This window comes from Enterobacter sp. I4, assembly GCF_022669095.1.
Classification (GTDB): domain Bacteria; phylum Pseudomonadota; class Gammaproteobacteria; order Enterobacterales; family Enterobacteriaceae; genus Enterobacter; species Enterobacter pasteurii.
The window spans coordinates 1160722-1182405 of record NZ_JALBUO010000002.1 but is presented as its reverse complement, the minus strand read 5'-3'; the positions used below and the strand labels follow the sequence as shown (position 1 = coordinate 1182405).

16 protein-coding genes, 1 tRNA gene and 3 rRNA genes are annotated in these 21684 nt (G+C 53.5%); 13 read left to right on the top strand and 7 right to left on the bottom strand.

Features of this window, described 5'->3' with window-relative positions; genetic code table 11:
• Positions 1–10 precede the first annotated feature (10 nt).
• The 3 genes from rbsB to rbsR all read left to right on the top strand — a co-directional run bounded on the left by rbsB (position 11) and on the right by rbsR (position 2935).
• A complete protein-coding gene (rbsB, locus tag MOQ06_RS17940) occupies positions 11–901 on the top strand; it encodes a ribose ABC transporter substrate-binding protein RbsB (RefSeq protein ID WP_148420337.1) in 891 nt (296 codons plus the stop codon).
• A gap of 108 nt (positions 902–1009) precedes the next feature.
• On the top strand, positions 1010–1939 hold the full coding sequence (gene rbsK / locus MOQ06_RS17935; protein ID WP_242174451.1) for a ribokinase: 930 nt from the start codon (positions 1010–1012) through the stop codon (positions 1937–1939).
• Positions 1940–1942: 3 nt separating this feature from the next.
• Positions 1943–2935 (top strand): ribose operon transcriptional repressor RbsR, encoded by a 993-nt coding sequence (gene rbsR / locus MOQ06_RS17930; protein ID WP_242174248.1) that lies wholly within the window; start codon positions 1943–1945, stop codon positions 2933–2935.
• Here rbsR and mdtD read toward each other — a convergent pair.
• On the bottom strand, positions 2901–4334 hold the full coding sequence (mdtD, locus tag MOQ06_RS17925; protein WP_148420335.1) for a multidrug transporter subunit MdtD: 1434 nt from the start codon (positions 4332–4334) through the stop codon (positions 2901–2903). The two genes, rbsR and mdtD, sit on opposite strands and share 35 nt — an antisense overlap.
• Positions 4331–5038, bottom strand: coding sequence for a FadR/GntR family transcriptional regulator (locus tag MOQ06_RS17920; protein ID WP_148420334.1), 708 nt, complete (start codon positions 5036–5038; stop codon positions 4331–4333). The genes mdtD and MOQ06_RS17920 overlap by 4 nt, the downstream gene beginning before the upstream one ends.
• Before the next feature lie 453 nt (positions 5039–5491).
• Here MOQ06_RS17920 and MOQ06_RS17915 point away from each other — a divergent pair.
• From MOQ06_RS17915 to rrf, 4 genes are all read left to right on the top strand, one after another.
• Positions 5492–7033, top strand: a 16S ribosomal RNA gene (locus tag MOQ06_RS17915).
• Between the two features lie 85 nt (positions 7034–7118).
• Positions 7119–7194: transfer RNA gene (locus MOQ06_RS17910), tRNA-Glu, on the top strand.
• Between the two features lie 183 nt (positions 7195–7377).
• Positions 7378–10283: ribosomal RNA gene (locus MOQ06_RS17905) — 23S ribosomal RNA — on the top strand.
• Between the two features lie 64 nt (positions 10284–10347).
• Positions 10348–10463, top strand: a 5S ribosomal RNA gene (gene rrf / locus MOQ06_RS17900).
• Together the 16S, 23S and 5S rRNA genes with 1 tRNA gene alongside form the textbook arrangement of a ribosomal RNA operon.
• An 80-nt stretch (positions 10464–10543) precedes the next feature.
• Here rrf and mobB read toward each other — a convergent pair.
• On the bottom strand, positions 10544–11047 hold the full coding sequence (gene mobB / locus MOQ06_RS17895; RefSeq protein WP_242174246.1) for a molybdopterin-guanine dinucleotide biosynthesis protein MobB: 504 nt from the start codon (positions 11045–11047) through the stop codon (positions 10544–10546).
• Positions 11044–11628 (bottom strand): molybdenum cofactor guanylyltransferase MobA, encoded by a 585-nt coding sequence (mobA, locus tag MOQ06_RS17890; protein WP_242174244.1) that lies wholly within the window; start codon positions 11626–11628, stop codon positions 11044–11046. The genes mobB and mobA overlap by 4 nt, the downstream gene beginning before the upstream one ends.
• A 68-nt stretch (positions 11629–11696) precedes the next feature.
• Between mobA and MOQ06_RS17885 the strand changes: the two genes are divergently transcribed.
• From MOQ06_RS17885 to dsbA, 3 genes are all read left to right on the top strand, one after another.
• Positions 11697–11966, top strand: a complete 270-nt coding sequence (locus MOQ06_RS17885; protein ID WP_003861904.1) for a YihD family protein — start codon at positions 11697–11699, stop codon at positions 11964–11966.
• Between the two features lie 75 nt (positions 11967–12041).
• Entirely contained in the window at positions 12042–13028 is a 987-nt protein-coding gene (locus MOQ06_RS17880) for a serine/threonine protein kinase (RefSeq protein WP_242174242.1), read from the top strand.
• A gap of 27 nt (positions 13029–13055) precedes the next feature.
• Positions 13056–13679, top strand: coding sequence for a thiol:disulfide interchange protein DsbA (dsbA, locus tag MOQ06_RS17875; protein WP_148422553.1), 624 nt, complete (start codon positions 13056–13058; stop codon positions 13677–13679).
• Between the two features lie 21 nt (positions 13680–13700).
• On the opposite strand, the gene MOQ06_RS17870 is transcribed toward dsbA, so the two are convergent.
• Positions 13701–14609, bottom strand: a complete 909-nt coding sequence (locus MOQ06_RS17870; RefSeq protein ID WP_242174240.1) for an acyltransferase — start codon at positions 14607–14609, stop codon at positions 13701–13703.
• Positions 14610–15048: 439 nt separating this feature from the next.
• Between MOQ06_RS17870 and polA the strand changes: the two genes are divergently transcribed.
• Positions 15049–17841: a DNA polymerase I gene (gene polA / locus MOQ06_RS17865; protein WP_193355931.1), complete on the top strand. Its 2793-nt coding sequence runs from the start codon at positions 15049–15051 to the stop codon at positions 17839–17841.
• Positions 17842–18153: 312 nt separating this feature from the next.
• On the opposite strand, the gene yihA is transcribed toward polA, so the two are convergent.
• Positions 18154–18783 carry a ribosome biogenesis GTP-binding protein YihA/YsxC gene (yihA, locus tag MOQ06_RS17860; protein ID WP_148422550.1) on the bottom strand — a complete coding sequence of 210 codons (630 nt, stop codon included), beginning with the start codon at positions 18781–18783 and terminating at the stop codon, positions 18154–18156.
• Positions 18784–19362: 579 nt separating this feature from the next.
• Here yihA and yihI point away from each other — a divergent pair.
• Together yihI and hemN are read left to right on the top strand one after the other, a co-directional pair.
• The gene (gene yihI, locus MOQ06_RS17855; protein ID WP_148422548.1) at positions 19363–19878 is read left to right on the top strand and encodes a Der GTPase-activating protein YihI; all 516 of its coding nucleotides are present in this window, start codon (positions 19363–19365) and stop codon (positions 19876–19878) included.
• Positions 19879–20066: 188 nt separating this feature from the next.
• Positions 20067–21440 (top strand): oxygen-independent coproporphyrinogen III oxidase, encoded by a 1374-nt coding sequence (gene hemN / locus MOQ06_RS17850; RefSeq protein ID WP_242174238.1) that lies wholly within the window; start codon positions 20067–20069, stop codon positions 21438–21440.
• Between the two features lie 51 nt (positions 21441–21491).
• Here the strand turns inward: hemN and MOQ06_RS17845 are convergent, their stop codons facing one another.
• Positions 21492–21602, bottom strand: coding sequence for a YshB family small membrane protein (locus MOQ06_RS17845; RefSeq protein WP_148422545.1), 111 nt, complete (start codon positions 21600–21602; stop codon positions 21492–21494).
• Positions 21603–21684: the final 82 nt, after the last annotated feature.

Below are 21684 nucleotides of genomic sequence, written 5' to 3'. Positions count from 1 at the left end.
CATCTTAGATATGAACATGAAAAAACTGGCTACCCTGGTTTCTGCTGTCGCGCTGAGCGCAACCGTAAGTGCTAACGCCATGGCGAAAGATACCATCGCGCTGGTTGTCTCAACCCTGAACAACCCGTTCTTCGTCTCCCTGAAGGACGGCGCGCAGAAAGAAGCGGACAAACTGGGCTACAACCTGGTGGTGCTGGACTCTCAGAACAACCCGGCAAAAGAGCTGGCGAACGTTCAGGACTTAACCGTTCGTGGTACCAAAATCCTGCTGATCAACCCAACCGATTCCGACGCGGTAGGTAACGCCGTGAAGATGGCAAACCAGGCGAAGATCCCGGTCATCACCCTGGACCGTCAGGCAACGAAAGGTGAAGTTGTCAGCCACATCGCGTCTGATAACGTACTGGGCGGTAAAATCGCCGGTGATTACATTGCGAAGAAAGCCGGAGAAGGCGCGAAAGTTATCGAACTACAGGGCATTGCCGGTACGTCCGCTGCGCGTGAGCGTGGTGAAGGCTTCCAGCAGGCCGTTGCTGCGCACAAATTTAACGTGCTGGCGAGCCAGCCGGCAGACTTCGACCGTACTAAAGGTCTGAACGTTATGCAGAACCTGCTGACCGCGCATCCTGACGTGAAGGCCGTGTTCGCTCAGAACGACGAAATGGCGCTGGGCGCGCTGCGTGCGCTTCAGACTGCGGGTAAAACTGATGTGATGGTTGTCGGATTTGACGGCACTCCGGATGGTGAAAAAGCAGTAAATGATGGCAAACTGGCTGCGACCATCGCTCAGCTGCCTGAGCAGATTGGCGCAACTGGCGTGCAAACTGCCGATAAAGTGCTGAAGGGCGAAAAAGTTCAGGCCAAATACCCGGTTGACCTGAAGCTGGTCATTAAGCAGTAAAAGGCGATTCAGGCAGTCGCTGGCTGCCTGAGGGACACCAAATAAAAGAAAAGTGTGGCATACGCCACCGGGTAATACCGGTGGCGCTCTCAGATGGACAGCTCATACATGAAAACCGCAGGCAACCTCGTCGTCCTTGGCAGTATCAATGCCGATCACATTCTCAACCTTGAAACGTTCCCCACGCCGGGCGAAACCGTCACCGGCAATCAGTACCAGGTGGCGTTCGGCGGAAAGGGCGCAAACCAGGCGGTAGCGGCCGGGCGCAGCGGGGCGAGTATCGCGTTTATCGCCTGCACGGGCGATGACGATACCGGCGAGCGCGTTCGCAAACAGCTGGCCAGCGACAATATCGATATTGCGCCAGTCAGCGTGGTTGAAGGGGAATCTACCGGCGTGGCGCTGATTTTCGTCAACGCGGAAGGTGAGAATGTCATCGGTATTCATGCGGGAGCCAATGCTGCGTTAACGACAGAACGCGTCGAAGCGCAGCGTGAAATCATCGCCGGAGCGGCAGCCCTGCTGATGCAGCTGGAGTCGCCGGTTGAAAGCGTGCTCGCCGCCGCGAAAATAGCCCAGGAAAATCATACCTCTGTCGTACTGAACCCTGCGCCTGCCCGTGTATTATCAGATGAACTGCTGGCGCTGGTGGATATCATCACCCCGAATGAAACCGAAGCGGAAAAGCTGACGGGGATCCGCGTGGAAACTGATGACGACGCAGCGCGTGCAGCAAAAGCGCTGCACGACAAAGGCATCGGCACCGTGATTATCACCCTCGGTAGCCGCGGCGTGTGGGCAAGCGTCAACGGTGAAGGCCGTCGCGTACCGGGCTTCAAGGTGAAAGCCATCGATACCATCGCCGCTGGAGATACCTTTAACGGTGCGCTGGTGACGGCGCTGCTGGAAGGGAAAGCGATGGACGACGCGATCCGCTTTGCGCATGCCGCCGCCGCGATTGCGGTGACGCGTAAAGGCGCTCAGCCTTCCGTGCCGTGGCGTAAAGAGATCGATGAATTCTTAAGTCAGCAGGGGTAACGCTTGGCCACAATGAAAGATGTCGCCCGTATGGCGGGTGTTTCTACCTCGACTGTTTCCCACGTTATCAATAAAGATCGCTTCGTCAGCGAGGCGATTCGGGAGAAAGTTGACGCTGCAATAAAAGAACTCAACTATGCGCCGTCGGCGCTGGCGCGCAGCCTGAAGCTCAACCAGACGCGCACCATCGGCATGCTGATCACGGCCAGTACCAACCCCTTTTATTCTGAGCTGGTGCGCGGCGTGGAGCGCAGCTGCTTTGAGCGCGGCTACAGCCTGGTGCTGTGCAATACCGAAGGGGACGAGCAGCGCATGAACCGCAATCTGGAGACGCTGATGCAAAAACGCGTCGACGGGCTGCTGTTGCTCTGTACCGAAACGCATCAACCTTCGAAGGAGATCATCCAGCGCTACCCTTCTATTCCCACGGTGATGATGGACTGGGCGCCGTTCGACGGTACCAGCGATCTGATTCAGGATAACTCGCTGCTGGGCGGCGATATGGCGACGCAGCATCTGATCGATAAAGGTCATACCCGCATTGCCTGCATTACCGGCCCGCTGGATAAAACCCCGGCGCGCCTGCGGCTGGAAGGCTATCTCTCTGCAATGCAGCGTGCGGGGCTTACCGTTCCTGATGGTTATCAGATCACCGGCGATTTTGAATTTAACGGCGGATTCGAGGCGATGCAGAAACTGCTGGCGCAGGAGATTCGCCCGCAGGCGGTATTTATCGGTAACGACGCGATGGCGTTTGGCGCGTATCAGGCGCTGTATCAGGCCGGATTACGCGTTCCGGAAGATATGGCGATTATTGGTTACGATGATATCGAACTGGCGCGCTACATGACGCCGCCGCTGACGACGATTCATCAGCCTAAGGATGAACTGGGTGAGCTGGCCATCGATGTGTTGATCCACCGCATGGCGCAGCCCACGCTGCAACAGCAACGGCTGCAGCTTACTCCTGTTCTGATGGAACGCGGTTCGGTTTAGCCTTTTCCTTGTGACGCTCTTTAATCAGGTTCTGGCCATCTTTCGGTTTTAACAGCATGAAGACCAGCGCCGACACCACCGTAAGCGCGCCCATGGTGATAAAGGTATAGTGGAACTGCTCCACGGTATTGGTACCGTCAAACCCTTCATAAAACCGCAGGACCGCGGCGCTCACGGCGACCCCGAGGCTGATCGACAGCTGTTGGGTCACCGCCAGTACGCTGTTGCCGCTGCTGGCGTTCTCGTCGGTAAGGTCCGCCAGGGTTATCGTATTCATCGACGTGAACTGCGTCGACATCGCCATCCCCAGCACAAACAGCGGCAGGATCAGCATCCAGATGGGTAACGCCGCAGACTGCAGCGAGAACTGCGCAATCATCAATCCAATGAATACCGTTACGCCAACCAGCGTCTTACGATAGCCGAACCAGCGCAGCACCTGCGTAACCGTGGATTTCGCCAGAATCGATCCCATTGCCGTGGGCGCCATCATGCAGCCCGCGATCAGCGCCGGGTAGCCAAAACCGACCTGCAACATCAGCGGCATCAGGAAGGGTACGCAGCCCGTGCCCAGACGTGAGGCAATATTGCCCGCGATCCCGACGGAAAATGTTCGGGTATTAAAAAGGGATAAAGAGATAAGCGGCGTCGGGTGGCGGCGCGCGTGACGTATATAGAGAAGGAACAGCAGAATACCGCTGAGGATAACGGCAAGCGCCAGCCACGTTTCCACGATTTTCTCGCCGAACAACTCCATCCCGCTGGAGAAGAGCACCAGGCTCAGGCCAAACAGGAAAAAGCCGCCCATATCGAAGCTGCGTCGAGGCGTGGTGAAGTTCGGCATGTATTTGCGGGCGTAAATCAGCCCGGCCACGCCAATCGGAATATTAATCAGGAAAATCCAGTGCCAGCTTGCCCAGGTAACCAGTACCCCGCCGAGTACCGGACCAAGTATCGGACCGACCAGCCCCGGCATGGTTACAAAGTTGAGTACCGGAAGCAGTTCGCTGCGCGGATAGGCGCGCAATAACGCCAGGCGAGCGACGGGCATCATCATCGCGCCGCCAATACCCTGCAGCACGCGGAAGATAACCAGCTCCGTCAGGGAGGTGGAGAGGGCGCAGGCCAGCGAGCCAAGCGTAAAGAGCGTGACCGCCACCATAAAAACTTTTCGGGTACCGAATCGATCGGCCAGCCAGCCGCTAACCGGAATAAGCATCGCCACCGTCAGGGTGTAACTGATGATGGCTGACTGCATCGCCAGCGGAGAACGGTTAAGGCTCTGTGCTATTGCGGGAAGTGCGGTATTGAGGATAGTGGCATCCAGTGCCTGCATAAAGAACGCCATGGCTGCAATCCACGGCAATCCGGCCATACTGCGCGCTTTTTTCTCTGTCATTTATTTACCTGCTGGTGGGTTGGCGCGGCCAGCAATGCCTGGCACGCACTCAGGGCTCGCTGCCCGTCGCTCTCCTGAATAGCATCGACAATCGCCTGATGCAGATCCAGCTTCACCACCTCATCCTGCGTAATAGAGGTAAAGTAAGTGTGGTACACCGAATGGAATAAAGAAGCAAAAGACGTCAGAAACGGATTCGCGCTCATATTATAGATATGCTCGTGCCAGGCCATATCGACCTCGACCCAGCGTTCGCGGTTAAAGTGCTTTTTCAGGAACACCATCTCTTCCATTAAGGTATTGAGCTGCGCTTTTTGCTCTGCGGTGCCGAGCGTGGCGGCAAGCAGGCAGGCCTGCGGTTCAAGACTGCTGCGCATGACCAGAAAGTGGTCGACGACCTGGTTAAAATTATCTTCGGTCATCCACCAGGTGAGTAACTCCTGATCGAGAAAGTTCCAGTTCCCCTGTGGCATAACGCGGGTGCCAATGCGCGGACGTGGTAACACCATCCCTTTCGCCGATAATGTTTTCACCGCTTCGCGAACGGCGGTACGGCTCACGCCAAACCGATCGCCCAGTTCCATCTCGCTGGGCAGGATGCTGCCTGGGGCATATACACCTGCCAGGATCAGCTGAGCCAGCTTCTCTGCCAGCACGTACGACAGGTTTTTTTGGGCTGCCAGCTGTTGTGCGCTTAATGGCATCGCTTTTATTCCTTAACTATTCTTGCCGCTAATTATGCCACCTCAGGTGTGATTGTGGTTGCAGATACATCAAATAGAACAATTTGTAGCTTGTTCTCACCGCTTTTGGTGAAAAAAAACACGGTCAGAAACTTTTTTCAAATTTCCTCTTGTCACTTCGGAAGAACTCCCTATAATGCGCCTCCACTGACACGGAACAACGGCACGCAAGCCGCCGGGTCAGCAGAGAAAAGCGAAATAATCGCTTGACTCTGAAGCGGGAAAGCGTAATATGCACACCCCGCGCCGCAGCGAAAAACGAAGCGGCACTGCTCTTTAACAATTTATCAGACAATCTGTGTGGGCACTCAAAGTGACATGGATTCTTAACGTCGCAAGACGAAAAATGAATACCAAGTCTCTGAGTGAACATACGTAATTCATTACGAAGTTTAATTCACGAGCATCAAACTTAAATTGAAGAGTTTGATCATGGCTCAGATTGAACGCTGGCGGCAGGCCTAACACATGCAAGTCGAACGGTAACAGGAAGCAGCTTGCTGCTTCGCTGACGAGTGGCGGACGGGTGAGTAATGTCTGGGAAACTGCCTGATGGAGGGGGATAACTACTGGAAACGGTAGCTAATACCGCATAACGTCGCAAGACCAAAGAGGGGGACCTTCGGGCCTCTTGCCATCGGATGTGCCCAGATGGGATTAGCTAGTAGGTGGGGTAACGGCTCACCTAGGCGACGATCCCTAGCTGGTCTGAGAGGATGACCAGCCACACTGGAACTGAGACACGGTCCAGACTCCTACGGGAGGCAGCAGTGGGGAATATTGCACAATGGGCGCAAGCCTGATGCAGCCATGCCGCGTGTGTGAAGAAGGCCTTCGGGTTGTAAAGCACTTTCAGCGGGGAGGAAGGCGGTAAGGTTAATAACCTTACCGATTGACGTTACCCGCAGAAGAAGCACCGGCTAACTCCGTGCCAGCAGCCGCGGTAATACGGAGGGTGCAAGCGTTAATCGGAATTACTGGGCGTAAAGCGCACGCAGGCGGTCTGTCAAGTCGGATGTGAAATCCCCGGGCTCAACCTGGGAACTGCATTCGAAACTGGCAGGCTAGAGTCTTGTAGAGGGGGGTAGAATTCCAGGTGTAGCGGTGAAATGCGTAGAGATCTGGAGGAATACCGGTGGCGAAGGCGGCCCCCTGGACAAAGACTGACGCTCAGGTGCGAAAGCGTGGGGAGCAAACAGGATTAGATACCCTGGTAGTCCACGCCGTAAACGATGTCGACTTGGAGGTTGTGCCCTTGAGGCGTGGCTTCCGGAGCTAACGCGTTAAGTCGACCGCCTGGGGAGTACGGCCGCAAGGTTAAAACTCAAATGAATTGACGGGGGCCCGCACAAGCGGTGGAGCATGTGGTTTAATTCGATGCAACGCGAAGAACCTTACCTACTCTTGACATCCAGAGAACTTAGCAGAGATGCTTTGGTGCCTTCGGGAACTCTGAGACAGGTGCTGCATGGCTGTCGTCAGCTCGTGTTGTGAAATGTTGGGTTAAGTCCCGCAACGAGCGCAACCCTTATCCTTTGTTGCCAGCGGTTAGGCCGGGAACTCAAAGGAGACTGCCAGTGATAAACTGGAGGAAGGTGGGGATGACGTCAAGTCATCATGGCCCTTACGAGTAGGGCTACACACGTGCTACAATGGCGCATACAAAGAGAAGCGACCTCGCGAGAGCAAGCGGACCTCATAAAGTGCGTCGTAGTCCGGATTGGAGTCTGCAACTCGACTCCATGAAGTCGGAATCGCTAGTAATCGTAGATCAGAATGCTACGGTGAATACGTTCCCGGGCCTTGTACACACCGCCCGTCACACCATGGGAGTGGGTTGCAAAAGAAGTAGGTAGCTTAACCTTCGGGAGGGCGCTTACCACTTTGTGATTCATGACTGGGGTGAAGTCGTAACAAGGTAACCGTAGGGGAACCTGCGGTTGGATCACCTCCTTACCTTAAAGAACCTGCCTTTGCAGTGCTCACACAGATTGTCTGATGAAAAGTAAATAGCAAGGCGTCTTGCGATTGAGACTTCAGTGTCCCCTTCGTCTAGAGGCCCAGGACACCGCCCTTTCACGGCGGTAACAGGGGTTCGAATCCCCTAGGGGACGCCACTTGCTGGTTCGTGAGTGAAAGTCACCTGCCGTCATATCTCAAAACTGACTTGCGAGTCACGTTTGAGATATTTGCTCTTTAAAAATCTGGATCAAGCTGAAAATTGAAACGACACACAGCTCATGTGTGTTCGAGTCTCTCAAATTTTCGCAATCATGAAGTGAAACATCTTCGGGTTGTGAGGTTAAGCGACTAAGCGTACACGGTGGATGCCCTGGCAGTCAGAGGCGATGAAGGACGTGCTAATCTGCGAAAAGCGCCGGCGAGGTGATATGAACCCTTGACCCGGCGATGTCCGAATGGGGAAACCCAGTGCAATCCGTTGCACTATCGTTAGCTGAATACATAGGCTAACGAGGCGAACCGGGGGAACTGAAACATCTAAGTACCCCGAGGAAAAGAAATCAACCGAGATTCCCCCAGTAGCGGCGAGCGAACGGGGAGCAGCCCGGAGTCTGAATCAGCTTGTGTGTTAGTGGAACGGTCTGGAAAGTCCGACGGTACAGGGTGATAGTCCCGTACACGAAAGCACACATGCTGTGAACTCGAAGAGTAGGGCGGGACACGTGGTATCCTGTCTGAATATGGGGGGACCATCCTCCAAGGCTAAATACTCCTGACTGACCGATAGTGAACCAGTACCGTGAGGGAAAGGCGAAAAGAACCCCGGCGAGGGGAGTGAAAAAGAACCTGAAACCGTGTACGTACAAGCAGTGGGAGCCTCTTTATGGGGTGACTGCGTACCTTTTGTATAATGGGTCAGCGACTTATATTCTGTAGCAAGGTTAACCGTATAGGGGAGCCGAAGGGAAACCGAGTCTTAACTGGGCGTTAAGTTGCAGGGTATAGACCCGAAACCCGGTGATCTAGCCATGGGCAGGTTGAAGGTTGGGTAACACTAACTGGAGGACCGAACCGACTAATGTTGAAAAATTAGCGGATGACCTGTGGCTGGGGGTGAAAGGCCAATCAAACCGGGAGATAGCTGGTTCTCCCCGAAAGCTATTTAGGTAGCGCCTCGTGAACTCATCTTCGGGGGTAGAGCACTGTTTCGGCTAGGGGGCCATCCCGGCTTACCAACCCGATGCAAACTACGAATACCGAAGAATGTTATCACGGGAGACACACGGCGGGTGCTAACGTCCGTCGTGAAGAGGGAAACAACCCAGACCGCCAGCTAAGGTCCCAAAGTCATGGTTAAGTGGGAAACGATGTGGGAAGGCACAGACAGCCAGGATGTTGGCTTAGAAGCAGCCATCATTTAAAGAAAGCGTAATAGCTCACTGGTCGAGTCGGCCTGCGCGGAAGATGTAACGGGGCTAAACCATGCACCGAAGCTGCGGCAGCGACGCTTAGGCGTTGTTGGGTAGGGGAGCGTTCTGTAAGCCGTTGAAGGTGTCCTGTGAGGGGTGCTGGAGGTATCAGAAGTGCGAATGCTGACATAAGTAACGATAAAGCGGGTGAAAAGCCCGCTCGCCGGAAGACCAAGGGTTCCTGTCCAACGTTAATCGGGGCAGGGTGAGTCGACCCCTAAGGCGAGGCCGAAAGGCGTAGTCGATGGGAAACAGGTTAATATTCCTGTACTTGGTGTTACTGCGAAGGGGGGACGGAGAAGGCTATGTTAGCCGGGCGACGGTTGTCCCGGTTTAAGCATGTAGGCGGAGGTTCCAGGTAAATCCGGTACCTTTTTAACGCTGAGGTGTGATGACGAGGCACTACGGTGCTGAAGTAACAAATGCCCTGCTTCCAGGAAAAGCCTCTAAGCATCAGGTAACACGAAATCGTACCCCAAACCGACACAGGTGGTCAGGTAGAGAATACCAAGGCGCTTGAGAGAACTCGGGTGAAGGAACTAGGCAAAATGGTGCCGTAACTTCGGGAGAAGGCACGCTGATATGTAGGTGAAGCCCCTGCGGGTGGAGCTGAAATCAGTCGAAGATACCAGCTGGCTGCAACTGTTTATTAAAAACACAGCACTGTGCAAACACGAAAGTGGACGTATACGGTGTGACGCCTGCCCGGTGCCGGAAGGTTAATTGATGGGGTTAGCGGCAACGCGAAGCTCTTGATCGAAGCCCCGGTAAACGGCGGCCGTAACTATAACGGTCCTAAGGTAGCGAAATTCCTTGTCGGGTAAGTTCCGACCTGCACGAATGGCGTAATGATGGCCAGGCTGTCTCCACCCGAGACTCAGTGAAATTGAACTCGCTGTGAAGATGCAGTGTACCCGCGGCAAGACGGAAAGACCCCGTGAACCTTTACTATAGCTTGACACTGAACACTGGTCCTTGATGTGTAGGATAGGTGGGAGGCTTTGAAGCGTGGACGCCAGTCTGCGTGGAGCCGCCCTTGAAATACCACCCTTTAATGGCTGGTGTTCTAACGTAGACCCGTAATCCGGGTTGCGGACAGTGTCTGGTGGGTAGTTTGACTGGGGCGGTCTCCTCCCAAAGAGTAACGGAGGAGCACGAAGGTTGGCTAATCCTGGTCGGACATCAGGAGGTTAGTGCAATGGCATAAGCCAGCTTGACTGCGAGCGTGACGGCGCGAGCAGGTGCGAAAGCAGGTCATAGTGATCCGGTGGTTCTGAATGGAAGGGCCATCGCTCAACGGATAAAAGGTACTCCGGGGATAACAGGCTGATACCGCCCAAGAGTTCATATCGACGGCGGTGTTTGGCACCTCGATGTCGGCTCATCACATCCTGGGGCTGAAGTAGGTCCCAAGGGTATGGCTGTTCGCCATTTAAAGTGGTACGCGAGCTGGGTTTAGAACGTCGTGAGACAGTTCGGTCCCTATCTGCCGTGGGCGCTGGAGAATTGAGGGGGGCTGCTCCTAGTACGAGAGGACCGGAGTGGACGCATCACTGGTGTTCGGGTTGTCATGCCAATGGCACTGCCCGGTAGCTAAATGCGGAAGAGATAAGTGCTGAAAGCATCTAAGCACGAAACTTGCCCCGAGATGAGTTCTCCCTGACTCCTTGAGAGTCCTGAAGGAACGTTGAAGACGACGACGTTGATAGGTCGGGTGTGTAAGCGCAGCGATGCGTTGAGCTAACCGATACTAATGAACCGTGAGGCTTAACCTTACAACGCCGAAGATGTTTTGGCGAAGAGACAGATTTTCAGCCTGATACAGATTAACAGAATTTGCCTGGCGGCTTTAGCGCGGTGGTCCCACCTGACCCCATGCCGAACTCAGAAGTGAAACGCCGTAGCGCCGATGGTAGTGTGGGGTCTCCCCATGTGAGAGTAGGGAACTGCCAGGCTTCAAATAAGTGAAGAGGCCATCCGGAAGGATGGCCTTTTTGCGTTTTGGGGTTTTCCTCCTCCCCTGTTAAAGCGGGCCTCAGACCGCACCCCACCTCACAATAAACTCCGCAATCTCATCCACATTATTTAAATCCAGAACCGGTACTTCCAGAGGCAAAGCAACATCACTCGCCACTGCAATCACGTGCTCATCAAGCGTTAATTCGCTGACATCATGTCCGGCACCGCTTCTGAACAGCAGGATCTTAGGCACGGCCTCATGCTTAAACCCCTCAACCAGCACCAGATCCAGCCTGGAATGATCCATTCGACTCACCAGATAAGCGAGATCCAGCGGCGCTTCATCCGGGGTTTCTGTCATCAATGCCCAGCGCTGATTACTCGCCACCATCGTTTGCGCAGCGCCAGCCTTGCGTAGCTCATAGCTATCTTTCCCCGGCTTATCGACATCCATGTTATGGTGCGTGTGCTTAATCAATCCGGGACGAATGCCTTTGGCGCAAAGTGCTGGTATCAGTTTTTTTAGCAGCGTGGTTTTTCCGGTACCACTCCACGCTGAGATCGCTAAAACGGGTATCATTTCTTCTCCTGCATCATCTGCAAATCTTCCGTGGTGTTCACGTTCACAAACGCAGATTTCATGTCGCTGAAATCAACGGAATGCCCACCGGCCTGGCGCATAAATACCATTACCCGCCGTTCTCCTGCGGCCAGGTAAGCTTCCAGCGCAGCCGTTAACGAGCGGTTCATTAACGCGATAGTTGGATGATCGCGCTCGCCGTCGTGTACCCATACGACGGGAGCATCACCGCGCCGCTGCACCAGACGTTCAACCAGACAAGACGGGATACAGGGCGTATCGCACGAACAAAAGAGAAACCACTCGCCCCGCGACTGCTGCAGAACGGAAAGCATTCCCGCCAGCGGACCGGGGTAATTGAGCTGGTTATCCTGATAAACCGGATATCCACTGCGCTGGTAGATGTCGAGATGCCGGTTAGCGCTGATTGCCATCGACGAGACCCGATCTGCCAGCGTATCAGCAACATGCTGCCATAACGGTTTGTCGTTCAGGAGCTGAAGCCCCTTATCTTTTCCGCCCATTCGCGTTGCTCTGCCACCGGCCAGAACAACGCCGATGATTTCCTGGCGTTGATTCACGAATATCGCCTCTTTTATTGTGGGATTGACCCTGCTAACGTGTCTCTCTAAATGAAAGGAGCACTACCATGAAATGTAAACGTCTAAATGAAGTCATTGAACTCCTCCAGCCGGCATGGCAGAAAGAGCCAGAGCTGAATCTGATGCAATTTTTACAGAAACTGGCCAAAGAGTCAGGTTTTGATGGCGAACTGGCAGACCTTTCTGACGACATCCTGATCTACCACCTTAAAATGCGCGACTCAGCTAAAGATGCTGTTATTCCTGGTATTCAGAAAGACTATGAGGAAGATTTTAAAACCGCACTGCTGCGCGCCAGAGGCGTAATTAAAGAGTAAAAGCTTGTAAGCGGAGCCACCGAAATCGCCACAAGATGATATCCTGAATCATTCGTATAATTTCCGGATGATCGGATGAACGACCAGGCTTTTACTTTCCAGACATTACACCCGGATACCATTATGGATGCGCTGTTCGAGCAGGGTATTCGGGTGGATTCCGGGTTAACCCCTTTAAACAGCTACGAAAACCGCGTCTATCAGTTTCAGGACGAAGAGCGCCAGCGCTTTGTCGTAAAGTTTTACCGCCCGCAGCGCTGGTCCGCACAACAAATTCAGGAAGAGCATCAGTTTGCCCACGATCTCCTGAATGATGATGTTCCCGTTGCCGCTCCGCTCGCATTCAATAACCAAACGCTGTTGACCCATCAGGGGTTTTACTACGCGGTATTTCCGAGCCTGGGTGGAAGACAGTTTGAGGCGGATAATATCGATCAGATGGAATGGGTCGCTCGCTATCTGGGGCGTATTCATCAGACGGGACGTAAAACACCGTTTATGGCCCGTCCGACCATTGGTGTTCAGGAATATCTCATCGAGCCGCGACATCTATTCGAAACGTCGACGCTAATTCCGAAGGCGTTAAAGGATAATTTCCTCGCGGCGACCGATAAGCTTATTGATGCCGTAAAAGCCGGCTGGCGAGAGGATATTTCGACGCTGCGTCTGCACGGTGACTGCCACGCCGGGAATATTCTCTGGCGCGACGGCCCGCTATTTGTCGATCTCGACGATGCCCGTATGGGCCCAGCGGTTCAGGATCTGTGGATGTTGCTCAACGGTGATAAAGCCGAGCAGCGCATGCAGCTTGAGACCATAATTGAAGCTTATGAAGAATTTAGCCCCTTTAATTCAGACGAAATTGCCTTGATAGAGCCTTTACGTGCGATGCGTTTTGTTTATTATCTCGCGTGGCTAATCAGGCGTTGGGAAGACCCGGCGTTTCCCCGAAATTTCCCCTGGCTTACCGGGGAGGATTACTGGCGCAACCAGATATCCACATTTACCGAGCAGGTTAAGGTTTTGCAGGAACCACCTTTGCAATTAACGCCGATGTATTAATTGGACACACCCAGGAGAGAGTTAATCATGAAAAAAATTTGGCTGGCGCTGGCTGGTATGATTCTGGCATTTAGCGCATCTGCTGCGCAGTTTACCGACGGCAAGCAGTACATCACGCTGGACAAGCCTGTTGCTGGCGAGCCGCAGGTGCTGGAGTTCTTCTCGTTCTACTGCCCGCACTGCTACGAGTTTGAGCAGGTACTTCATGTTTCTGATAACGTGAAGAAAAAACTGCCGGAAGGCACCAAAATGACCAAATATCACGTTGAGTTCCTTGGCCCGCTGGGTAAAGATCTGACTCAGGCGTGGGCGGTTGCAATTGCGCTGGGTGTGGAAGATAAGATCACCGCGCCAATGTTTGAAGCCGTACAGAAAACCCAGACCGTGCAGACCGCCGCAGATATCCGCAAAGTGTTCGTGGATGCCGGTGTGAAAGGTGAAGACTACGACGCCGCCTGGAACAGTTTTGTGGTGAAATCCCTCGTGGCGCAGCAGGAAAAAGCGGCTTCAGACCTTCAGCTGCAGGGCGTTCCGGCGATGTATGTTAACGGCAAATACCAGGTGAATACGCGTGGTATGGATACGACCAGCATGGATATCTTCGTACAACAGTACGCTGATACCGTGAAGTATCTGGTTGAGAAGAAGTAACAGACATAACGAAAACGCCGGTCACTGACCGGCGTTTTTGTATGAAGATTTGATACTCGCTATCTGCTCGTCTTTCTCTTTCCAGAGCGTATTAAGCCAAAGCTGGAAACGACGTTTGAAGTTTTTATCGTTTACGTAATCGCCATGCAGTGCCGTGTCGACCGGCACCAGATCAACACGAACAACAATACGCGTCAGCTTGCCGCTCAGCATATCGTAGAACGGCGTCCTGTCGTTCTCGGGATAGCAGAGCGTCACGTTCAGCAGCTTATCGAACTGTGCACCCAGCACGTTGAGCGCCATGGCTATACCCGCCGCCTTTGGCGGCAACAGGTTCTGATAGGGGGAGCGAGTCTGCTGGCGCTTCTCTTCGGTAAAGCGGGACCCTTCAACGAAGTTAACTATCGTGGTGGGATGCGCGCGAAACTTTTCGCAAGAGCGGCGCGTGGTTTCAACATCCTTACCACGGCGTTCCGGATGACGAAGCAAATAGCTGCGCGAATAGCGTTTCATAAACGGCATATCCAGCGCCCAGCAGGCCAACCCAATAAAAGGGACCCAGGCCAGCTGCTGCTTCAGAAAGTACTTATTCATCGGTATGCGTTTGCGAAACAGCACGCACAATACAACGATGTCGGCCCAGCTGTGATGATTGCAGATCAGCAGATACCAGTTCTTTTTGTTCAGCATGTCGAGACCCTGAACATCCCACTTAAGCCAGGGGTTAAGGTGCAGCAGGATCGCCAGCCCTTCACACCAGCAATACATCATAAAATTACAAAAAGCAGAAACCGCGCGCCATACCGCAGGAACAGGCAACAACAGCTTAATTATTCCGGCAATAATGATCGGCACAGAACAGGCGATGGTAACCAGAATGGTTAAAATGACGCTAAGCAATAATGTTATTGCAGCGAGTATTCTAGACATAATCAATTTTTTCAGATAGTTAGCTGTAAATGAGCAGCCGGCTATCCGGTGCTGGGTGCCGATCTTATCAGAAATTCGCTCACAGCAGGGCGCTTTCACGCGAAGAGGCGGCGGCCCGTGCCTCATGGCAGCGAATTTATCCATGCAGGAAGCGTGTTTACGTCTTATATCCACAAAGACTAAATAACCATCAGTAAGGGGTGATCTCGCACGATCGTTAATTATTTTATTGATTTTACTAGGTAAATTAAAATAAAACCTCAAACTTAAAGAACTGTTATTCACCTGTATTGAAAATATTCACAAACTTATCCACAGTTTGATTTTGCGAGCGATCTTCACGATCGCAAAATCTTTTCCGCTATCAGGCGCTAAAACCTGATGTTTTCATCCTTCTGTGGCATCCTTTATCCATAAATTAATTAAAGGCACGGACATTATGGTTCAGATCCCAGAAAACCCACTTATACTCGTCGATGGCTCTTCTTACCTTTATCGGGCGTATCATGCGTTTCCTCCTCTGACCAACAGCGCAGGAGAACCTACCGGCGCAATGTACGGCGTGCTGAATATGCTGCGCAGCCTGATTTTGCAGTATCACCCGACGCATGCGGCTGTCGTCTTTGATGCGAAGGGCAAAACCTTCCGCGACGAATTATTTGAGCACTACAAATCTCACCGCCCTCCTATGCCTGACGATCTGCGTGCGCAGATTGAACCGCTGCACGCTATGGTGAAAGCAATGGGGCTGCCTTTGCTGGCTGTCTCGGGCGTTGAGGCTGACGACGTGATTGGCACCCTGGCGCGTGAAGCCGAAAAGGCAGGTCGCCCGGTGCTGATCAGTACCGGTGATAAAGACATGGCGCAGCTTGTGACGCCGGGGATCACGCTGATCAACACCATGACCAACACCATTCTGGGCCCGGAAGAAGTTGTCGCCAAATACGGCGTACCGCCAGAGCTCATTATCGATTTCCTCGCCCTGATGGGAGACTCCTCCGATAACATTCCTGGCGTACCGGGCGTGGGCGAAAAAACGGCTCAGGCGCTGCTGCAAGGGCTGGGTGGGCTGGATACGCTATACGCTGAGCCTGAAAAAATTGCCGGGCTTACCTTCCGTGGCGCAAAAACCATGGCCGGAAAGCTCGCCGATAATAAAGAGGTGGCTTACCTCTCCTATCAGCTGGCCACCATCAAAACCGACGTAGAGCTGGAACTTACCTGCGATCGGCTTGAAGTACAGGAACCCGCCGCCGATGAACTGCTTGGCCTGTTCAGGAAGTATGAATTTAAACGCTGGATCACCGATGTGGAAGGCGGTAAATGGCTCCAGGCTAAAGGAGCGAAACCCGCGGCTAAGCCGAAGGAAACCCTCGTCGTAGATGCCGAAGAAGAGGCAGAAGAAGCGGCGACAGCGCTCTCCTTCGATAACTATGAAACCATTCTCGAAGAGTCACAGCTCGTCGCCTGGATTGAAAAGCTGAAAAAAGCACCGGTATTTGCGTTCGATACCGAAACGGACAGCCTTGATAACATTTCTGCCAATATGGTGGGCCTGTCGTTCGCGACGGAGCCGGGTATTGCAGCCTACGTTCCTGTTGCTCACGACTATCTGGATGCGCCAGAGCAGATCTCGCGCGAGCGCGCCTTAGCGCTGCTGAAGCCAATTCTGGAAGACGAGAAAGCGCTGAAAGTCGGTCAGAACCTGAAATTCGACCGCGGCATTCTGCAAAACTACGGTATCGAACTGCGTGGTATTGCCTTCGACACCATGCTGGAATCCTACATTCTGGACAGCGTAGCGGGCCGTCACGATATGGATTCCTTATCGGACCGTTGGCTGAAGCACAAAACCATCACCTTTGAAGAAATTGCCGGTAAGGGCAAAAATCAGCTGACCTTTAACCAGATTGCGCTGGAAGAAGCAGGCCGCTATGCCGCGGAAGATGCTGACGTTACGCTACAGCTGCACCTGAAGATGTGGCCAAAATTGCAGAAGCACGAAGGGCCGCTGAACGTGTTCCAGAACGTTGAGATGCCGCTGGTGCCCGTGCTGTCCCGCATTGAACGCAACGGCGTTAAAATCGATCCAACGGTGCTGCATAACCACTCTGGCGAACTGGCGCAGCGTCTGACCGAGCTTGAACAGAAAGCGCACGAGCTTGCGGGCGAGGCGTTCAACCTGTCGTCACCGAAACAGCTGCAGACCATCCTGTTTGAAAAGCAGGGTATCAAACCGCTGAAGAAAACCCCGGGCGGCGCGCCTTCAACCTCTGAAGAGGTGCTGGAAGAACTGGCGCTGGACTACCCGCTGCCAAAAGTTATTCTGCAATACCGTGGCCTGGCGAAGCTGAAATCGACCTACACCGATAAGCTGCCGCTGATGATCAATCCGAAAACGGGCCGCGTGCATACCTCATATCATCAGGCTGTCGCGGCAACCGGGCGACTTTCGTCGACCGATCCTAACCTGCAAAACATCCCGGTGCGTAATGAAGAGGGCCGCCGTATTCGTCAGGCGTTTATCGCGCCAGAAGATTATCTGATTGTCTCCGCGGACTACTCGCAAATTGAACTGCGCATTATGGCGCACCTGTCGCGTGACAAAGGCCTGCTGACGGCATTTGCCGAAGGGAAGGATATCCACCGGGCGACGGCTGCCGAAGTGTTTGGCCTGCCGCTGGACAGCGTGACAAACGAACAGCGTCGTAGCGCAAAAGCGATTAACTTCGGCCTTATTTACGGTATGAGCGCATTTGGCCTTTCACGCCAGCTCAATATTCCGCGTAAAGAGTCGCAGAAGTATATGGATCTCTACTTTGAGCGCTATCCGGGCGTGCTGGAATATATGGAACGTACCCGCGCGCAGGCGAAAGAGAAAGGCTACGTTGAAACGCTGGATGGCCGTCGTCTTTACCTTCCGGACATCAAATCCAGCAACGCGGCGCGCCGCGCTGGCGCTGAACGCGCTGCTATCAATGCCCCGATGCAGGGTACTGCGGCAGACATCATCAAACGTGCAATGATCGCCGTTGATGCCTGGCTGGAAAAAGAGAAACCGCGCGTAAAAATGATCATGCAGGTACACGATGAGCTGGTATTTGAAGTTCATAAAGACGACCTGGAAAAGGTCTCTCAGAAGATCCATGAACTGATGGAAAGCAGCATGAAGCTGGACGTGCCGTTGCTGGTGGAAGTGGGTAGCGGTGAAAACTGGGATCAGGCTCACTAAGCGTTATCGGAATAACGCGCGTTTTATGTAAGTAAGCAACATAAGTACGCGCGTTTTGTGACGATCATTAGAATTCCCTATGTAAAGAATGAAAAAAAACTACAAAAAGTGCTTTTTCAGGCGACAAAAAAAGAGTAGAGTTAACGACGTAGGGTACAGAGGTAAGATGTTCTATCTTTCAGACCTTTTACTTCACGTAATCGGATTTGGCTGAATATTTTAGCCGCCCCAGTCAGTAATGACTGGGGCGTTTTTTATTGCGGCAAAGAAAACGTCAGGCAAAAAAAAGCGCGGTCATCGCCGCGCCCATCCTTACTCTGCTTCCGCTTCTGTCGCCGGTTCGAGATCGTTGAACCAGCTGTCGAGTTTCTGACGCAGCTTGTCCACGCCCTGCTTTTTCAGCGACGAGAATGGCTCAACCTGCACATCACCGTTGAACGCCAGCACCGCTTCGCGAACCATGTTCACCTGCGCTTTGCGCGCGCCGCTCGCCAGCTTATCCGCTTTTGTCAGCAGCACCAGCACCGCAATATCGCTTGCCACTGCCCAGTCAATCATCTGCTGGTCGAGATCTTTCAGCGGATGGCGGATGTCCATCAGCACCACCAGCCCTTTCAGGCACATGCGTTTTTCCAGGTATTCACCCAGCGCACGCTGCCATTTGATCTTCATCTCTTCCGGCACCTGCGCGTAGCCATAGCCCGGCAGGTCGACCAGGCGTTTGCCTTCAGCCACTTCAAACAGGTTAATCAACTGGGTACGGCCAGGTGTTTTTGAGGTACGCGCCAGGTTTTTCTGATTGGTCAGCGTATTCAGGGCGCTGGATTTTCCCGCATTGGAGCGGCCAGCAAATGCCACTTCAATCCCCGTGTCTGAGGGCAGGTGGCGAATATCGGGCGCACTGGTGACAAAATGCGTCTGTTGGTAGTTCCAGGTAGTCACGTGGTCGTCTCCAAAAATCGTAATCTGCGGGGATTATACCTGAATGCGGGCAAAAGGCTTTTCCCATCGTCATTGACGTGTGAGCGTAAACCCTGAGAAATGTGAGACATCTGCTCCTGAGGTTATAAGACATTTAAGAGAAATCGCAGGCCTTAAAAATGCTAAACCATTAAAATTCAAAGAGTTGATAATGAGTAATATTCTGAAAATCCGGTTTTGTACCTTTTCGTTGCTTGTGCGTCTAGTGAAACAAGGTAAAGTGAGCGCCATGGCGAGGATGCCAACAGGATTACGACTTAAGGACAAGGGTCAGGAGCGCCAGGAGGCGAAGACTCAGGATTGTCAGGATGACCGGCGCCTTGGAGGCGTTTTAACAGGAAACGGAACCGTATCACGGACGGTAGCAGCCAAAGGATAAACAGGGTTTGTTGTAGGTAAACAGGGAATGTGTAACCCGTTAAGGGTTGTGTGTCAGGAAAAAAGGCGACAGATTGCTCTGTCGCCTTTTTTCTTTGCTTGCTTTCTGCTAGATTTCGCCGCAATTCTATACTGAAGAAAACGACTTAAAGATAAAACATCATGAAAAAACCGACCTCCGCAGCGGGCGCGAAACGCCCTGCAAAAGCACGCCGCAAAACGCGCGAAGAACTGAATCAGGAAGCGCGCGATCGCAAACGCGATAAAAAACATCGTGGCCATGCTGCGGGCAGCCGTGCTAACGGTGGCGGTGCCGCGGGCGCTTCTGCAAAAGGCAAACAGCAGAAAGATCCTCGTATCGGCAGTAAAACTCCCATTCCACTGGGCGTGACAGACACCCCGGTCACTAAGCAGCACAAACCAAAGAGCGAGAAACCTATGCTTTCACCGCAGGCTGAGCTGGATTTGCTGGAGAACGATGAGCGCCTGGATGCGCTTCTGGAACGTCTTGAAGAGGGTGAAACCCTGACCGCTGAAGAGCAGACATGGGTGGATGCCAAACTGGATCGCATTGACGAACTGATGCAGAAGCTCGGTCTGTCGTACGACGATGAAGAAGACGAAGAGGAAGACGAAAAGCAGGAAGATATGATGCGTCTTCTGAAAGGTGGAAACTAACATTTGCACCCGGCAGGTACGCTTGCCCTGCTTATAACCCTTCCGGTTATATGTTATCTGGTGTGGTTATTCGTTAAACTACGGCGGTTGTCGCGGCGACAGAAGTGGCTGCGCACCCGAATGATGGCCCGCAACGGAGCCAGAACGGGCCGCCGTATACGAACGCGACACCAACGGAAGGAGTGAGCATGTCTGTACCATCTATCGACTGGGATTTGGCCCTGATCCAGAAATATAACTATTCCGGGCCGCGTTATACCTCATACCCCACCGCGCTGGAATTTTCCGGGGCTTTCGGCGAGGCGGATTTTCAGCAGGCCGTTGCGCGCTATCCGGAACGCCCGCTGTCGCTTTACGTCCATATTCCGTTCTGCCACAAGCTCTGCTACTTCTGCGGCTGCAATAAAATCGTTACCCGCCAGCAGCATAAAGCCGATCGGTACCTCGATGCGCTCGAGCAGGAAATTGTGCACCGCGCACCGCTGTTTAAAGGACGCCAGGTGAGCCAGCTTCACTGGGGCGGCGGCACGCCAACCTACCTGAATAAAGCGCAAATAAGCCGCCTGATGGCGCTGCTGCGCGGCAACTTCACGTTTAACGACGACGCCGAAATCTCGATCGAGGTTGATCCGCGTGAAATAGAGCTGGATGTACTGGATCACTTACGCAAAGAAGGTTTTAACCGCCTGAGCATGGGCGTGCAGGACTTCAACAAAGAGGTGCAGCGCCTGGTAAACCGCGAGCAGGACGAAGCGTTTATCTTCGCCTTGCTTAACCATGCGCGTGAGATCGGCTTTACCTCGACCAACATTGATCTGATTTACGGCCTGCCGAAGCAGACGCCGGAGAGCTTCGCCTTTACGCTAAAACGCGTGGCTGAACTCAACCCGGACCGCCTGAGCGTCTTTAACTATGCGCACCTGCCGACGCTGTTCGCTGCTCAGCGCAAAATCAAAGATGCGGATCTGCCCTCCGCCCAGCAGAAGCTGGACATTTTGCAGGAAACCATCGCATCGCTGACCGAAGCGGGCTATCAGTTTATCGGCATGGATCACTTTGCCCGCCCGGATGACGAGCTGGCGATTGCCCAGCGTGAGGGCGTGCTCCACCGCAACTTCCAGGGCTATACCACCCAGGGCGACACCGATCTGCTCGGAATGGGCGTCTCCGCCATCAGCATGATCGGTGACTGCTATGCCCAGAACCAGAAAGAGCTGAAGCTTTACTACCCGCAGGTAGACGACACCGGCAATGCGCTGTGGCGCGGCATTGCGTTAACCCGCGATGACTGCATTCGCCGCGACGCGATCAAGGCGCTTATCTGCAACTTCCGTCTTGAGTTCAGCGACGTGGAGACGCAGTGGGATCTGACGTTCAGCGATTATTTTGCGGAAGACCTGAAGCTTCTGGCGCCGCTGGCGAAAGACGGGCTGGTGGATGTGTCGGAGAATGCGATTGCGGTCACGCCGAAAGGACGTTTATTGATTCGTAATATCTGCATGTGCTTTGACGCTTACCTTCGGCAGAAAGCGCGTATGCAGCAGTTCTCGCGGGTGATTTAAGGCGCAAAGCCGGGTAAGCGAAGCGCCACCCGGCTTTTCATCTGCAACGCGCTAGCTAAACAGCCCAACCAGCGCCGCGCACAATACCGCAGCTACGGCGGTTTGCGGCGTGTGGCTTTCAGCTGCTCCGCTCGACAGTAAAGACACTAGTGATTCCAGCATGATGGTCCCCCCAAATTTCCGGGCACGATCATACAAAACTCATCGGAACAGTAAAGCGCAAAATAACGACAGTTTGCGCTCA

Excerpts from the sequence above, each read along its gene's own strand:
- rbsB (WP_148420337.1), top strand. The coding sequence starts at position 11 with ATGAACATGAAAAAACTGGCTACCCTGGTTTCTGCTGTCGCGCTGAGC.
- rbsK (WP_242174451.1), top strand. The coding sequence starts at position 1,010 with ATGAAAACCGCAGGCAACCTCGTCGTCCTTGGCAGTATCAATGCCGAT.
- mdtD (WP_148420335.1), bottom strand. The coding sequence starts at position 4,334 with ATGACAGAGAAAAAAGCGCGCAGTATGGCCGGATTGCCGTGGATTGCA.
- MOQ06_RS17920 (WP_148420334.1), bottom strand. The coding sequence starts at position 5,038 with ATGCCATTAAGCGCACAACAGCTGGCAGCCCAAAAAAACCTGTCGTAC.
- mobB (WP_242174246.1), bottom strand. The coding sequence starts at position 11,047 with ATGATACCCGTTTTAGCGATCTCAGCGTGGAGTGGTACCGGAAAAACC.
- MOQ06_RS17885 (WP_003861904.1), top strand. The coding sequence starts at position 11,697 with ATGAAATGTAAACGTCTAAATGAAGTCATTGAACTCCTCCAGCCGGCA.
- MOQ06_RS17880 (WP_242174242.1), top strand. The coding sequence starts at position 12,042 with ATGAACGACCAGGCTTTTACTTTCCAGACATTACACCCGGATACCATT.
- dsbA (WP_148422553.1), top strand. The coding sequence starts at position 13,056 with ATGAAAAAAATTTGGCTGGCGCTGGCTGGTATGATTCTGGCATTTAGC.
- MOQ06_RS17870 (WP_242174240.1), bottom strand. The coding sequence starts at position 14,609 with ATGTCTAGAATACTCGCTGCAATAACATTATTGCTTAGCGTCATTTTA.
- polA (WP_193355931.1), top strand. The coding sequence starts at position 15,049 with ATGGTTCAGATCCCAGAAAACCCACTTATACTCGTCGATGGCTCTTCT.
- yihI (WP_148422548.1), top strand. The coding sequence starts at position 19,363 with ATGAAAAAACCGACCTCCGCAGCGGGCGCGAAACGCCCTGCAAAAGCA.
- hemN (WP_242174238.1), top strand. The coding sequence starts at position 20,067 with ATGTCTGTACCATCTATCGACTGGGATTTGGCCCTGATCCAGAAATAT.
- MOQ06_RS17845 (WP_148422545.1), bottom strand. The coding sequence starts at position 21,602 with ATGCTGGAATCACTAGTGTCTTTACTGTCGAGCGGAGCAGCTGAAAGC.